This is a genomic window from Xenorhabdus ishibashii, assembly GCF_002632755.1.
Lineage (GTDB): Bacteria > Pseudomonadota > Gammaproteobacteria > Enterobacterales > Enterobacteriaceae > Xenorhabdus > Xenorhabdus ishibashii.
In genome coordinates this window covers 2,697,824-2,712,221 of the sequence record NZ_NJAK01000001.1, presented here as the reverse complement: position 1 = coordinate 2,712,221, position 14,398 = coordinate 2,697,824, and the positions used below count along the sequence as shown (strand labels likewise).

General features: G+C 43.2%; 17 protein-coding genes. 11 read left to right on the top strand and 6 right to left on the bottom strand.

The genetic code is table 11. The features are described from left to right. The first annotated feature begins 135 nt into the window (after positions 1 to 135). Positions 136 to 1,020: an MBL fold metallo-hydrolase gene (locus tag Xish_RS12955; protein ID WP_099118198.1), complete on the top strand. Its 885-nt coding sequence runs from the start codon at positions 136 to 138 to the stop codon at positions 1,018 to 1,020. A 211-nt stretch (positions 1,021 to 1,231) separates the two neighbouring features. On the opposite strand, the gene Xish_RS12950 is transcribed toward Xish_RS12955, so the two are convergent. Continuing rightward, entirely contained in the window at positions 1,232 to 1,705 is a 474-nt protein-coding gene (locus Xish_RS12950) for a prepilin peptidase (protein ID WP_244186047.1), read from the bottom strand. A 321-nt stretch (positions 1,706 to 2,026) separates the two neighbouring features. On the opposite strand from Xish_RS12950, the gene rsmE reads away from it, so the two are divergent. The 4 genes from rsmE (at position 2,027) to ruvX (ending at position 4,820) form a co-directional block, all read left to right on the top strand. Then, the gene (rsmE, locus tag Xish_RS12945; RefSeq protein WP_099118197.1) at positions 2,027 to 2,758 is read left to right on the top strand and encodes a 16S rRNA (uracil(1498)-N(3))-methyltransferase; all 732 of its coding nucleotides are present in this window, start codon (positions 2,027 to 2,029) and stop codon (positions 2,756 to 2,758) included. A 9-nt stretch (positions 2,759 to 2,767) separates the two neighbouring features. After that, a complete protein-coding gene (gshB, locus tag Xish_RS12940) occupies positions 2,768 to 3,727 on the top strand; it encodes a glutathione synthase (protein WP_099118196.1) in 960 nt (319 codons plus the stop codon). Between the two features lie 107 nt (positions 3,728 to 3,834). Next, positions 3,835 to 4,398, top strand: coding sequence for a YqgE/AlgH family protein (locus tag Xish_RS12935; RefSeq protein WP_099118195.1), 564 nt, complete (start codon positions 3,835 to 3,837; stop codon positions 4,396 to 4,398). After that, positions 4,398 to 4,820, top strand: a complete 423-nt coding sequence (gene ruvX / locus Xish_RS12930; RefSeq protein ID WP_099118194.1) for a Holliday junction resolvase RuvX — start codon at positions 4,398 to 4,400, stop codon at positions 4,818 to 4,820. Before Xish_RS12935 ends, ruvX begins: the two co-directional genes overlap by 1 nt. A gap of 105 nt (positions 4,821 to 4,925) precedes the next feature. On the opposite strand, the gene Xish_RS12925 is transcribed toward ruvX, so the two are convergent. Next, positions 4,926 to 5,957: a type IV pilus twitching motility protein PilT gene (locus Xish_RS12925; RefSeq protein WP_099118193.1), complete on the bottom strand. Its 1,032-nt coding sequence runs from the start codon at positions 5,955 to 5,957 to the stop codon at positions 4,926 to 4,928. Positions 5,958 to 5,979: 22 nt separating this feature from the next. On the opposite strand from Xish_RS12925, the gene Xish_RS12920 reads away from it, so the two are divergent. From Xish_RS12920 to hemW, 5 genes are read left to right on the top strand one after another with little or no spacing between them, the layout of a single operon-like run. Further along, positions 5,980 to 6,675 carry a YggS family pyridoxal phosphate-dependent enzyme gene (locus Xish_RS12920; RefSeq protein WP_099118192.1) on the top strand — a complete coding sequence of 232 codons (696 nt, stop codon included), beginning with the start codon at positions 5,980 to 5,982 and terminating at the stop codon, positions 6,673 to 6,675. Positions 6,676 to 6,732: 57 nt separating this feature from the next. After that, positions 6,733 to 7,554, top strand: a complete 822-nt coding sequence (gene proC / locus Xish_RS12915) for a pyrroline-5-carboxylate reductase (RefSeq protein ID WP_099118191.1) — start codon at positions 6,733 to 6,735, stop codon at positions 7,552 to 7,554. 32 nt (positions 7,555 to 7,586) lie between these two features. Beyond that, positions 7,587 to 8,150 (top strand): YggT family protein, encoded by a 564-nt coding sequence (locus tag Xish_RS12910; RefSeq protein ID WP_099118190.1) that lies wholly within the window; start codon positions 7,587 to 7,589, stop codon positions 8,148 to 8,150. 48 nt (positions 8,151 to 8,198) lie between these two features. Next, positions 8,199 to 8,792 carry an XTP/dITP diphosphatase gene (locus tag Xish_RS12905; protein ID WP_099118757.1) on the top strand — a complete coding sequence of 198 codons (594 nt, stop codon included), beginning with the start codon at positions 8,199 to 8,201 and terminating at the stop codon, positions 8,790 to 8,792. Beyond that, positions 8,785 to 9,915: a radical SAM family heme chaperone HemW gene (gene hemW, locus Xish_RS12900; RefSeq protein ID WP_099118189.1), complete on the top strand. Its 1,131-nt coding sequence runs from the start codon at positions 8,785 to 8,787 to the stop codon at positions 9,913 to 9,915. The genes Xish_RS12905 and hemW overlap by 8 nt, the downstream gene beginning before the upstream one ends. 49 nt (positions 9,916 to 9,964) lie before the next feature. On the opposite strand, the gene Xish_RS12895 is transcribed toward hemW, so the two are convergent. Both Xish_RS12895 and Xish_RS12890 read right to left on the bottom strand, forming a co-directional pair. Continuing rightward, entirely contained in the window at positions 9,965 to 10,516 is a 552-nt protein-coding gene (locus Xish_RS12895; protein ID WP_099118188.1) for a LeuD/DmdB family oxidoreductase small subunit, read from the bottom strand. Then, positions 10,513 to 11,811, bottom strand: coding sequence for a 3-isopropylmalate dehydratase large subunit (locus tag Xish_RS12890; RefSeq protein WP_099118187.1), 1,299 nt, complete (start codon positions 11,809 to 11,811; stop codon positions 10,513 to 10,515). Before Xish_RS12890 ends, Xish_RS12895 begins: the two co-directional genes overlap by 4 nt. Positions 11,812 to 12,034: 223 nt before the next feature. Here Xish_RS12890 and Xish_RS12885 point away from each other — a divergent pair, with 223 nt between their 5' ends. Further along, entirely contained in the window at positions 12,035 to 12,952 is a 918-nt protein-coding gene (locus tag Xish_RS12885; protein ID WP_099118186.1) for a LysR family transcriptional regulator, read from the top strand. A gap of 88 nt (positions 12,953 to 13,040) precedes the next feature. On the opposite strand, the gene Xish_RS12880 is transcribed toward Xish_RS12885, so the two are convergent. Both Xish_RS12880 and Xish_RS12875 read right to left on the bottom strand, forming a co-directional pair. Continuing rightward, on the bottom strand, positions 13,041 to 13,820 hold the full coding sequence (locus Xish_RS12880) for an L-threonylcarbamoyladenylate synthase (protein ID WP_099118185.1): 780 nt from the start codon (positions 13,818 to 13,820) through the stop codon (positions 13,041 to 13,043). A 40-nt stretch (positions 13,821 to 13,860) separates the two neighbouring features. Next, on the bottom strand, positions 13,861 to 14,346 hold the full coding sequence (locus Xish_RS12875) for a YbhB/YbcL family Raf kinase inhibitor-like protein (protein ID WP_099118756.1): 486 nt from the start codon (positions 14,344 to 14,346) through the stop codon (positions 13,861 to 13,863). Between the last annotated feature and the right edge of the window lie 52 nt (positions 14,347 to 14,398).

The window sequence follows — 14,398 nt, the reverse complement described above, 5'->3', positions numbered from 1 at the left end:
CTAACCTATTTTTCGCTCTAATTCGATCGATTTATGCAACAAATAGTTGCTTGTTATGCGGTTTTTAAATCGGAATATGCAACTTATCATACATGCCATTCAAGCAAATAAGCATTTTGATATAGGAATTCGACGATGGCTCGCAAAACAACATTAAATATTGCTCTGGCGGCAACACTTTCCTTGGGAATGGCATCACTGGCTCAAGCAACTGATCTCAAACTAGATGTCTACAATTCAGGTGAGAAAGGTGTCTTCCCCGTTTCTTCTGAAATTATTAGTGGTGATCATGAAGTTGTTCTGATCGATGCCCAATTTAAGAAAAATGATGCACAAGAGCTGGTAAAAATGATCCAGCAAACAGGCAAAAAACTAACAACGATCTATATCAGCCAATCCGATCCTGATTTTTACTTTGGTCTTGATGTGATCACCGAAGCTTTCCCAGATGCCAAAGTCATCGCATCACCAGAAACCATCAAAGCAATCAATGAAACCAAAGATGGCAAGCTGGCTTATTGGGGTGGAATTCTTGCAGACCAGGCACCCAAAAAGATCGTCGTACCAGAGCCACTGAAAGGAAATTCTTTCACTGTTGATGGTGAAAAACTGATTGTTGAAGGCTTAGATGGCCCTGCCGCAGATCGTACTTTTGTCTGGGTTCCTAAACTGAAAGCGGTTGTTGGTGGTGTGACTGTTTCTGACAACATCCATGTATGGATTGCGGATACCCAGACCAAAGCGTCACGCCAACATTGGCAGCAGACATTAGATCGCATCAAGAGCCTGAAACCTAAAGCTGTTGTACCAGGCCACTATCTGGGGAATTCATCCATGACGTTGGATTCAGTAACTTTTACACAAAATTATCTGACCACATTGGAAAAAGAGTTACCGAAAGCAAAAGATTCCAATGCACTGATTGCAGCCATGAAAAAACACTATCCCGATCTGGCTGACGTATCCAGCCTTGAACTCAGTGCCAAAGTATTAAAAGGCGAAATGAAGTGGCCTCAGTAAGTTGAAAATATCACGGGCGTTGCAAATCGTAGCGCCCGTATAACAATATTTGAAACATCACCTTAATGAATTTTCTCTATTTAATTTTAATGGTCAAAATTTATTAAATAAAAAATGCCTGGTATCAATTATTGAGATCATAACCTACTGTAGATTAGGCTCCTGTTCTCTCCGCCACTTTTTATTTCTTTCTCCACTTTGCAAATTAATACTATACTCTACCAACACCATACCCCAGCAATATTATCGCAGATAAACATAAATAAGGCCCAAATGCGATAAATTCAGGAAAAGATTTTCTTTTCACTCCAATTATTACAAACCCAAACAATCCAGATAATGAAGCCATCAGCATCAATATTGGTATCATTTCCACACCCAACCAGGCACCGATTGCCGCGGTTAATTTGAGATCGCCATAACCTATTCCTTCCTTATTTAATATATATCGACATAACCAATACAAAAACCACAAAAAAAGATACCCTGATATGGCACCGTATATTGCGCTATTTATCGAAATAAAATTACCATCAATATTAACCAAAAGCCCAATCCATAATAGAGGAAGAGTAATAATATCTGGCAAGCAATATGTTTTAAAATCGATAACAGCCAATAACAATAAGGTACTACAGAAAAACATAATTATTATGTAATCTACGTTAATTAAAATATAACCCATCCTTCTTTTAATCTATGAAAAATTAAAATCCATTTATAAATAACATCCTTGTTACCGTCTTACTCCCTTATTTCCTGACCTCAATCAGGACAAGATGAATACTAATTTTTTATTCCGGTTATTGGCAATAAAAATTTAACTAAAAAAGCAATTACAAAATAAATATGCGAACCAGCTCGCAAGGAAATCTCTTGTATTCCTAAAGCCAAGAGATAGCTTGATCACGCAAACAACGCTCATTTATCATGGCCATAAATCAACTTTGTTATATGGCTGTTTGCGCCATGCCGGAAGAATCCGGGAAAAGAAGGAAAGAAAAATATGCGAATACCCCGCATCTATCATCCTGAGCTACTCGCAACAGGAGCGGAAATTTATTTGAGTGATGATGCAGCCAATCATGTTGGTCGCGTGCTCAGAATGAGTAACGGGCAAGCATTACAACTCTTTGATGGCAGTAATCAGACTTTTGATGCAATAATCACGGAAGCGAGTAAAAAAACAATTAGAGTGACTATCCTTGATGGCAGATTATCTGATCATGAATCACCATTGAATCTGCACCTTGGGCAAGTCATGTCCCGTGGTGAAAAAATGGAATTCACAATCCAAAAATCCGTGGAGCTTGGTGTCAACACGATTACCCCACTCCTGTCTGAACGTTGTGGCGTCAAACTGGATACCGAAAGGTTAGAGAAGAAATTGCAACAATGGAAAAAAATAGCCATTTCTGCCTGTGAACAGTGCGGACGTAACCGGATCCCTGAAATCCGCCCCGTTATGTCACTTGAAAGCTGGTGCGCAGAAAACGATGGCAGCCTAAAATTGAATCTGCATCCCCGTGCCAGCCATAGCATCAATACCCTTCCGCTTCCGGTGGAAAAAGTACGTCTGCTGATTGGGCCTGAAGGGGGATTGTCTGCTGAAGAAATAGAAATGACAGCAAAATATCAGTTTACTGATATCCTGTTAGGACCTCGTGTTCTGAGGACAGAAACTACGGCACTCACTGCAATTACCGCATTGCAAGTACGTTTTGGTGATCTGGGTTAAGGAGAAAAAATGATCAAGCTCGGTATTGTGATGGATCCTATTTCATCCATCAACATCAAGAAAGACACTAGTTTTGCCATGCTGCTGGAAGCACAAAAACGCGGATGGGAAATTCATTATATAGAAATGCATGATCTCTACCTGCATCAAGGAGAGGCTCGCGCCCACACACGTTTGCTCACGGTAGAAGAAAATCCCCAACAGTGGTATCAGTTTGGTAGTGAGCAAGAAATAGCTCTCGATACCTTGCAAGTTATTTTGATGCGCAAAGATCCACCTTTTGATACTGAGTACATCTATGCGACCTATATTCTGGAAAGAGCAGAAGCCAAAGGCAGCCTGATCGTTAATAAGCCCCAAAGCCTGCGCGACTGTAATGAAAAGCTGTTTACTGCCTGGTTCCCGGAATTGACACCCGATACGTTAGTCACCCGCAATGCCAAAAAATTACGCGAATTCCATAAAAAACATAGCGATGTTATTTTTAAACCTTTGGATGGTATGGGAGGCGCTTCCATCTTCCGTTTAAAACAAGATGACGCCAATGTAGGCGTTATTATTGAAACGTTGACTGAACATGGCACTCGTTATTGTATGGCACAAAATTTCCTGCCTGCCATTAAGGATGGGGATAAACGCGTACTGGTTGTTGATGGTGAACCTGTGCCTTATTGTCTTGCCCGTATTCCGGCTCAAGGGGAAACCCGTGGTAATCTGGCGGCAGGCGGCCGTGGAGAAGCACGCCCATTGTCAGAAAGCGATTGGGCAATTGCCCGCGCAGTTGCTCCTGTATTAAAAGAAAAAGGATTAATTTTTGTTGGGCTGGATATCATTGGCGACCGTTTAACTGAAATCAACGTAACCAGCCCAACCTGTGTACGTGAAATAGAAGCGGCATTTCCAGATATTTCTATTACTGGCATGCTGATGGACGCGATCGAAAAACGATTGGAAAAACAGATAGCATAAAAGGCCGAATAACATTCGTTTCCTGACAACATTTGCCATTTATAATGAGAGCCCACATACTGTGGGCTAGTCATTCTTATATTGCCAAAATAATTATCAGAAAACACATGAATCTACAGCATCATTTTCTTATTGCCATGCCTTCACTCTCTGATCCTTATTTCAATCGTTCCGTAGTTTATATCTGCGAACATGATCAAAATGGGGCAATGGGATTAATTATTAATAAGCCGATAGATCGCGTTTCTATCCAAAGTATCTTGCAAAAGTTAGATATCTCTCCTGAGGATAGAGACAATACTATCAATCTCAATCAGCCAGTGATGGCTGGCGGGCCTCTATCTGAGGAACACGGCTTTATTCTACATACGCCACAATCAGGGTTCAGTTCCAGTATTCAGATTTCTGAACACACTATGATCACGACATCCAAGGATATGCTGGAAGCTCTGGGTACATCACGCCAACCGAAAAATATTTTAATGACCCTTGGATACTCAAGTTGGGAAGCAGGTCAGTTGGAAAGGGAAATTATGGAAAACAGTTGGCTGACTGTCAGTGCTGAACCATCCCTGATTTTCAATACTCCTATCGCAGATCGCTGGAGTGAGGCGGCTTCTTTACTGGGAATTAATATTTACAATCTTGCCTCACATGCAGGACACGCCTGATGAAAAATCGCACAATTATTGCTTTCGATTTTGGAACTCGCAGTATTGGGGCTGCCATCGGGCAAGAAATCACAGGTACTGCCAGAGCATTATCCTCTTTCAAAGCCAACGAAGGTTCCCCCAATTGGGAACTCATCGAGAAACTCCTTAAAGAGTGGCAGCCTGATCTGGTCATTGTTGGCCTGCCACTCAATATGGATGGCACAGAACAACCGGTTACTGCACAAGCCCGTAAGTTTGCCAATCGCATACATGGACGTTTCGGCGTACAGGTTGAACTGCATGATGAACGATTGACCACCGTGGAAGCACGTTCTCATCTGTTTGATCACGGTGGCTACAAGGCTCTGAATAAAGGCAAGGTTGACTCCACTTCTGCGGTGATTATTCTGGAAAGCTGGTTTGAGCAGCAGTATAACTAACAGCCATATCAGTCATATCAGTCATATCAGTCATATTCGTAATAGCCATACTCATTATTCAGCATGGCTGTTACCACACGCGGTTTACCTTAAAAAGCGGTTTATCTAAAAAACATTTGCCAGATTGTCCCCCCTCTGTTCTGCCAACAGCCCCAGAGCGCTACGTTGTTGTCGGCTTTGCTCGTAAGTTTGCATACCACAAGCCGCACCAGTCTGCATTAATGATGCTATTTGATGATTTTTGCCTTCTCTTATTAAATGGCTAATAGCCTGATTTACAACCAAAACTTCATGGAGAGCCACTCTACCACCCTTTTGGGCTGGGAGCAGTTGCTGAGAAATAACGGCCTTTAAACTTCCAGCCAACTGACTACTAATCCAGCCTTTTTCTTCTGCAGAAAAAACATCAACCAAGCGGTCTATTGCCTGAATGGCACCACGGGTATGCAGCGTCGACAAAACCAGATGCCCTGTTTCAGCCGCTGTTAATGCCAGCCGAATCGTCTCTTTATCGCGTAATTCTCCCAACAAAATCACATCAGGATCTTGCCGTAATGCACTTTTCAGTGCTGTTTGATAATCAACAACATCCTTACCAATCTCCCTTTGTTGTATCAGGCAGTTTCGGCTTTGGTGAATAAATTCTATCGGATCTTCCAGCGTGATAATGTGTTTACAAACATGGCTATTCAAGGCATTAATCATGGCTGACAGCGTCGTCGTCTTACCGCTTCCCGTTGCGCCAGTCACTAATATCAATCCACTCATCTCCTGCAAAATAAGTTGCTGGATGATATCAGGTGCATAGAGTTGTTCTAATGTCGGACATGTGTTTGCAATCACCCGCAATACTAATGATAAATGAGACTGTTGATAGAACAAATTTCCCCTGAGCCGCTGTTTATCTGGCATGGTTACCACAAAGTCGACATGACCGTGCTTTTGTAACTGCTGTTTCTGCACATCTGATAATATTTTCTCACTCCATGCTATCAGGGTATCAGCTTGAATCTCTGCCAATTGTTTTTGTGGATATAACACACCGTGGATACGCAAAATCGGAACTTGCCCGACACAAAGATGCAGATCCGAAGCATTATGCTTTACACTAAGGGACACCCATTTTTCCATATTCATTTTTTTATCTCCTGAGTCAATTATGAACAATATCGAACAAAATCTTCACGATGTCAGGAACCGCATGACGCTTGCAGCGCAAAAATGCGGGCGTTCTCCAGAAGAAATTACTTTACTTGCAGTCAGTAAAACCAAGCCTGTGAGTGCCATCGCAGAAGCTATAGCCAATGGGCAACGGGAATTTGGCGAGAATTACGTGCAGGAAGGGGTTGAAAAAATTCAACACTTTAATAGCCGTGACGATTTAGTGTGGCACTTTATTGGCCCATTACAATCTAACAAGAGTCGTCTGGTTGCAGAAAATTTTGATTGGTGTCATACCATTGATAGATTAAAAATAGCCCAACGCTTAAGCGAACAACGTCCTGGAAACATGCCACCTCTTAATATCCTGATCCAAATTAATATCAGTGGAGAAGAAAGCAAGTCAGGTATTTTGTTGGAAGAATTAACCGAATTGACCACAACTATTAATGAATTACCTAATCTGGTATTACGCGGATTGATGGCAATACCGGCACCAGAAAGCAATGTTGAACGCCAAATAGCCGTTTTTCGCCAAATGGAACATGCATTTATTGAACTGAAAGCGCAATATCCCCAAGTCGACACGCTATCAATGGGCATGACGGATGATATGGACGCAGCTATTACGTGTGGTTCTACACTGGTCAGGATTGGAACGGCAATATTCGGTGCTCGTCAATACAGGGCTTAATATAGAAAATCACCTTTCGACACCTAAAATTCACCAATTAATAGACGAGATTATCTAATGGAAAATCGTAAAATCACCTTTATTGGCGCAGGCAATATGGCTCATGCCATCATTGCCGGATTAGTCAGGAAAGGTTATCCTGCCGAACTCATCACTGTCTGTTCTCCAAGGACAACTCGCCGTGATGTACTGGCAAAAGAATATGGTATCAACAGCCAAAGCGATAATATCCGTTACGCACAAGAAGCCGATGTCATTGTTCTAGCGGTTAAACCGCAAATGATGGCGGAAGTTTGTGGATCACTGCATTCGCATGTTGATTTCCGTGAAAAACTCGTTCTTTCTATTGCAGCGGGTATTCCAGTTTCCCGTTTTTACACACTCTTGCAGGATAACCTCAATATTATCCGTATCATGCCAAATACCCCTGCACTTGTCGGACAAGGGGTCAGTGGACTGTTTGCGCCTGAGCATATTGAGCAAGCTGATCGCGAGTTTGCGGCATCGTTAATGAGCAGCGTTGGAAAAGTGTGCTGGGTCAATGATGAAAGTGGTATCAACGATATCATTGCCATTGCAGGCAGTGCCCCAGCTTATTTCTTCCTGTTCATGGAATCGATGCAACAAGAAGCGGAACGTTTGGGTTTTGACAGTGAAACTGCCAGAGAACTAGTCCTGCAAGCAGCCATAGGTTCAGCTAAACTTGCTGAAACGCAAAAAGATCTTCCTTTTGCTATCCTGCGTGAGCAGGTAACATCTAAAGGCGGTACAACGGCTGAAGCATTGCGCATTTTTTATGAAGGTAAGCTGCCTGAAATTGTGTCCAATGCCATGCAAGGAGCCATCCGCCGTGCACAGGAAATGGAAAAATTATTTTAATTCAATTGGTTTAATTCAATCAGGGCTGCTACATGCAATTCTTAAACTTCGTCTTTTTCACCGTTCTGGATTTATATATTGCTGTTTTACTGCTACGTGTCTGGATGCAGTGGGTACGTTGTGATTTTTATAATCCATTCTCACAATTTATCGTTAAAATTACCCAACCTGTGGTGCGCCCATTACGCAGAGTCATTCCTGCCATTGGTCCCATTGATACCGCGTCCGTGCTTCTTTCCTACCTGCTGATTATTATCAAAATCTTGTTGCCGATATGGTTAGCCACAGGGCAATTTCTAGTCCCTTCTGGTGCTATCTTCTTGTTTAGCGTGATTGAATTACTGACTGCTGCCGGTAAGCTCGTATTTTGGTTAGTGATCGCTCGCGCGTTATTAAGCTGGATCAGCCAGGGACGCAACCCTGTGGATTATGTCCTGATTCAATTGACTGAACCACTAATGGCACCTATCCGCCGTATTATCCCTTCTATGGGCGGCCTTGATTTCTCTGCCATGATTGTCATTCTTATTCTCTATGCACTGAATGCCCTACGCTACGATGTAATGGGGTGGCTGGCTTCAATATTTGCAGGTTAATTAGATACGTAGATTAATTGGATATACAGGTTAATAAAATAAATGGCAATGCAAAAAGTTGTTCTCGCCACGGGAAATGCAGGGAAAGTACGTGAATTGGCTGATTTATTAGCTGATTTTGGCTTAAACATCGTGGCTCAAACCGAATTAGGTGTGGATTCAGCCGATGAAACAGGCCTCACTTTTATTGAAAACGCAATCATCAAAGCTCGCCATGCGGCAGCAGTGACGGGTTTACCTGCGATTGCCGACGATTCGGGGTTATCGGTTGACGCATTAGGTGGCGCACCAGGCATTTATTCCGCTCGCTATGCAGGCAGTGATGCCTCCGATCAAGCGAATCTGGAAAAATTATTGCAAGTCATGCACGATGTACCTGATGAAAAGCGTCAGGCTCAATTCAATTGTGTACTGGTCTTCTTACGCCATGCAGAAGATCCTACCCCTCTGATATTTCACGGCCGTTGGTCAGGTATGATCACCCGTGAACCGGCTGGAAAAGGCGGTTTTGGTTACGATCCCGTTTTTTATGCACCTGAATTTAACTGTACAGCAGCCGAGCTAACTCGTGAGCAAAAAAATACCGTTTCACACCGTGGGAAAGCATTAGCAATGTTATTGGAAGCCATGCGTAATGCTTAAATTGCCACCTCTGAGTCTTTATATTCATATTCCTTGGTGCGTGCAGAAATGTCCTTATTGCGACTTTAATTCACATGCCTTAAAAGGAGATGTACCGCATCAGGAATATGTTGATCATTTATTGGCAGATTTGCATGCGGATTTACCAATGATTAGTGATCGTGAGGTATCGACGATTTTTATCGGTGGAGGAACGCCTAGCCTGTTAAGCGCTGAAGGTATGCAACGATTGCTCGATGGTGTCAGGGCTTCACTGCCACTCTCTCCGCAAGCAGAGATTACGATGGAAGCCAATCCGGGAACTGTTGAAGCCGATCGTTTCAGTGCCTACCAGCAAGCGGGGATTAATCGCATTTCCATCGGCATCCAAAGTTTCGGTTCAGATAAGCTCATCCGCTTAGGGCGTATCCACGGCCCGGAAGAGGCCAAACGGGCAGCTAAATTGGCTGACGGGCTGGGATTACGCAGTTTCAATCTGGACTTGATGCATGGCCTGCCTAACCAAACACTCAATGAAGCATTGAATGATTTACGTCAGGCTATTGAGTTATCGCCCCCCCATCTGTCCTGGTATCAGCTCACGATTGAACCCAATACCAGTTTTGGCTCTCGCCCTCCGGTTTTACCGGATGATGATGCACTCTGGAATATTTTTTCCCAAGGCCATCAATTACTGACAGAAGCGGGTTATCTGCAATATGAAACTTCGGCCTATGCCAAGCCCGGTTATCAATGTCAGCATAATCTTAATTACTGGCGTTTCGGGGATTATTTGGGGATTGGTTGCGGCGCACATGGCAAAATTTCATTTGCAGATGGCCGTATTCTCCGTACCGTGAAAACTAAGCACCCACGCGGTTATATGCAAGGGCGTTATTTGGATCAACAAAATCAAGTGGATAATGAAGATCGTCCATTTGAATTTTTCATGAACCGTTTTCGCTTGCTGGAACCGATGCCACGCCAGGATTTCAGTGATTTCACCGGATTACCGGAAAGTACTATTCGCCCGCAAATTGACGAAGCACTGGCGAAAGGCTATATCACTGAAAGCGACACACATTGGCAAATCACTAAGCACGGGAAGCTGTTCCTGAATTCCTTACTTGAGCTGTTTCTTTAGAAAAAAACTAAAACTGCACCTTAAAATTCAAGGGTGCAGTTTTTTCATATTATTTAATTCTGCCAGTCGCACGAGCGTAAGAAAATAGCCCACCAGCAGATACGATATTGGCAAGTTCACCAATCGGATCAGTGCGATATTTTTCCCCGTCTTTCAACAGAATGACGGTCTGGTTTTCAATATCAATCTCAATACTGTCTCCCGTGACTAATTTGTCACACAAGCGCTCTTGGGCAGCAACAGGCAACAACTGTCCGGTTGAAACACAATTGCGGAAAAATATACGGGCGTAAGATTGGGCAAGCACCACCTTCACGCCAGAAGCACCCAATGCAGCAACAGCGTGTTCACGCGAAGATCCACAGCCAAAATTCTGCCCTGCCACAATAATCGGATATTTGGCTTTTCCCTTGGTTTCATCAATGAAAGGCAGTGATCCTTCCGGTAATCCACACATCGCCAGTGAAGCCAGTTGAGCGTATCCTTCAGGCGTGGAAGGATTAACCTTGAGATATTCGGCTGAAAGAATCTGGTCAGTATCAATATTATCGGTCAATACATAAACCTCACCCCGAATGATATTTTCCTTTAACTCGCTCATAAAAACTCCTCAGGATTTGTTATGTGACCAGTAATAGCCGCCGCGGCAACAGAATAAGGGGAAGCAAGATAAATATTGGCACGTTTATGCCCCATTCTGCCGACAAAATTGCGATTGGTGGTAGATATAACTGATATTGGATCATTGACGCGGCCAAAAGTGTCTGGCGGTCCACCACAACAAGCTGCGCACCCTGATTCAGCAGAAAGTTTCACTCCGGCATCACTTAAAATCTGGTAGACAGAAATGCCATCAATTTGGGTTGTAATCGTTTTATGAAAAACTTCTTTTGTTGCAGGTACTGCGTAAGTCGGGATTGTCACTTTATGCCCTTTAATAACACGGGCTGCCGCAACAAAATCTTCCAGCTTGCCACCGGTACAAGAACCAATATATGCCTGAGAAATGGCGACATTGGCTACCTGATCAATAGAAACGACATTATCCGGTGAATGAGGTTTAGCAATTTTTGGCTGCATTGTGGAAACATCAATATTTAACATACGGCTGTATTGCGCATCCTCATCAGGATAGACAATTTCAAACGGGAGATTATTTCTTTCCGCTAAATAATCCAAAGTCGCCTGATTGGGAACCATAATGCCATTTTTAGCCCCACACTCAACGACCATATTGCAAATCGTCATGCGCTCTTCTACCGATAACTCATCAATAACGTTACCACCAAACTCTATCGCCTGATAGGTCGCACCATCGACAGTTAACTCTGACAATACAGATAAAATCATGTCCTTAGCCAAAACATGCGCAGGCTTGGTTCCGGTAAAATTGACCCGAATGGTTGTTGGCACCTTAAGAGGGATCTCTCCCGTCCCTAACGCATAAGCGGCATCAGTAATCCCTAACCCAATGGCAAATGCTCCAAAAGCACCCGCCGTCACCGTATGGGAATCTGTGCCCAGTAATACTTCACCGGGACGGGTATGTCCCCCTTCTGCCAGTCCTATATGACACACACCTTTATAATTGGGCGTTCCAACGTCATAAAAATATTTTATATTCTGTTCAGCGGCAAATTCACGCATCACCCGAATGTTCTGATTGGCTTGTGAATCAGCCGAATAGACAAAATGGTCTGGAATTAAAATAAAGCGTTCAGGATCCCATATCTTTGCATCTTGCCCGAACTCCTTTTTAAATACGCTGGCTACACCTGGCGTACAGGGATCGTGAGACATCAGAATATCCACTTTCGCCCAAACCACTTCACCCGGAGTGACTTGTGCACGCCCACTTGCCCGTGCAAGAATTTTTTGTGTAATAGTTTGGCTCATCTCACATTGCCCTCCGAAAGATTAAAACAGACTCAATAGGCTGTCATCCTAACAAGATTACGACTCCTTAACGTAGGGAAATACCATCATATAGTTCACTGTTTCCATTATGGGACAGTTGTTCACAAAATGGGAAACTCTTACCCATTGAATCTGGCATATCACTATAGGATATGTGATATGTTATAGGACAGTTCCCAAGCGTAAATCATCAGGTTATTGCATGAATAATATTGAGAATCTTACTTCAATGGTGATCTTTGCCCGTGTTGTAGAGACACTGAGTTTTACCGAAGCAGCAAGATCGTTAAGGCTATCCAAATCTTCCGTTAGCCGCGAAATTGCACAATTAGAAGTAAGACTAGGCACCCAATTACTCAACCGTACTACACGTAAAATTCAAGTAACAGAAGTCGGAATGAGTTATTACCAATACTGCCACCGGATCCTTACCGAAGCCCAAAATGCTGAACATTTTATCCGTAATTTCCATGAAGAGCCGATGGGAAGTTTACGTTTGATTGCTCCGGTATCCTTTGGTAGCCAATGTATTGTTTCTGCCCTGAATCACTTTATCGCCGGAAATATTCATATCAGTGTTGATCTAGAACTGACCGACAGAACGATTAATATGGAAGAAGATCAATGCGATATTGCGATTATCATCGGGCGCCAAATGCCACAATATCCCCTTGTTATGCCCTTAATTGATATTACTTGGGGACTTTACGCAACCCCAGACTATATCAGCCAATTATCTCCAATAGAGAAACCCGAAGATCTTCCTCGTTACGATTATCTGCTATTTCGTGGCCCTGCGCATACTATTTCCCTGCCATTCCGTAAGGAAAGAAATAAACAGGATATTGAAGTACGCAGCCGATTTCGCATCAATAACAGTGTGGCATTAATGAGCTCCGCTCTGGCCGGAGCTGGTATTGCTTATCTTCCCGATTATGTTACCCATGAAGCGGTGGCAGAAGGGAAATTAGTGCGACTCCTCCCGGAATGGAACATGGATATTTATCAGGCATGGATACTGTTTAAATCAGAAAATACGCTATCTTCGCGTGTGCAACAGTTTGCAAACTCTTTGCAACGCAAGCTAAGGCAAGATTTGGAGAAAGGAAAAAAAGCGTAACGACAGATATCAATGCGGGTACAACAGCACCCGCCAAAGATATTATCTGTCAGAGGTATCAATAGCCATTACTATGAATCAACAATAATTAATAGTAATTACCGTGACGATAATCCCAGGTAGTAAAAATGTCGGACATTATCGCCATAATTTTATGTACATCCAGCCCCTTACGGATTAATACCGGACATGGGGTAATATCGCGCTGCCCCTGTTGCAGAGGAACTAATTGACCATTTTCGTCTACCATTGAAACCATCACACCTTGTTCATAACGGGTTTGTTCGGTTTCATTTGGCTGAATAGATTTAACATAGTCATTGGCGGAGATAATCAGATCAGCGCGTTCTTCTATCCTCTCACCGATACATTCAACCAGTCCGCGGTTCCCCTTGCCTGATGGGTTCGCTGAGCTGGCAAAAGAGAACTTGCCATATTTTTCCCACAGTTCTTTTGCCAGGATTTCACCAGGTTTGCCAAATTTAATGACGAAACAGCTCGTACCACGTCGATCCATCATCAGTTCCTTAGAACCATCATCTGGAATACGGGCTATTGCTTCTTCTTTCCACGGCAAGATACAACCTAACAGTACGTCTTCATCCCAATGTCTTTGATAAAGTTCTTCAATTTCCTCGTTAAGCTGAGCCAGCTCTTTCAACTGCTCCAAAGAACCACATAAAACAACACCGGGCTTGTTACGATTACGCAGCTTAGCCTCAAATTTACGCTCCAGACCTTGCGCATCAGAGGTCATGATAATGTAGCCAACTTTGGTTGGGCAAACTATCATGCCTCCGTCATTAGCGAGGATCTCTACCGCTTCCGGCTGTAACCCATAGTTCCATTGAATTTTTTTGCTGCTCATATTGATACCCCTTACTGGAAACGGAAGAATGATTAATCGGTTAACGCTGGTAGTAGCCGGTAATAGAAGTTGTTGCCAGGGTATTGGCCTGGATCATAAAACGCGCAACGGCATTTGTTGTTTCAGCATCAATTCCCAGTTTCTTTACCGATAAGGCATGTACAGTGAAAATATAGCGATGGGCTTTATCTCCCACAGGTGGACAACAACCACCAAAACCAAACAAGCCATAATCATTTCTGCTCTGAATTGTACCGGTTGGTAATTTGCTACCATCGCTCTGCCCTGCATTTGCAGGTAACGTTTGTGTTTCAACGGGAATATCAAAAGCGACCCAGTGCCAGAAGCCACTACCCGTTGGTGCATCAGGATCATAGACAGTAATCGCAAAACTTTTGGTTTCGGCTGGTGCGCCTGCCCAGGTAAGTTCGGGGGAACGGTTATCACCATTGCCATCAAATTGATTAAATTCATGCTCTTTTTTCAAGAAATCATTATTCTTAAATTCAGTTGAACTAATAATCATGCTTATATCCCCCATTGAATGCCTTTTGAAATATCCTAACGTAGATTTTCTG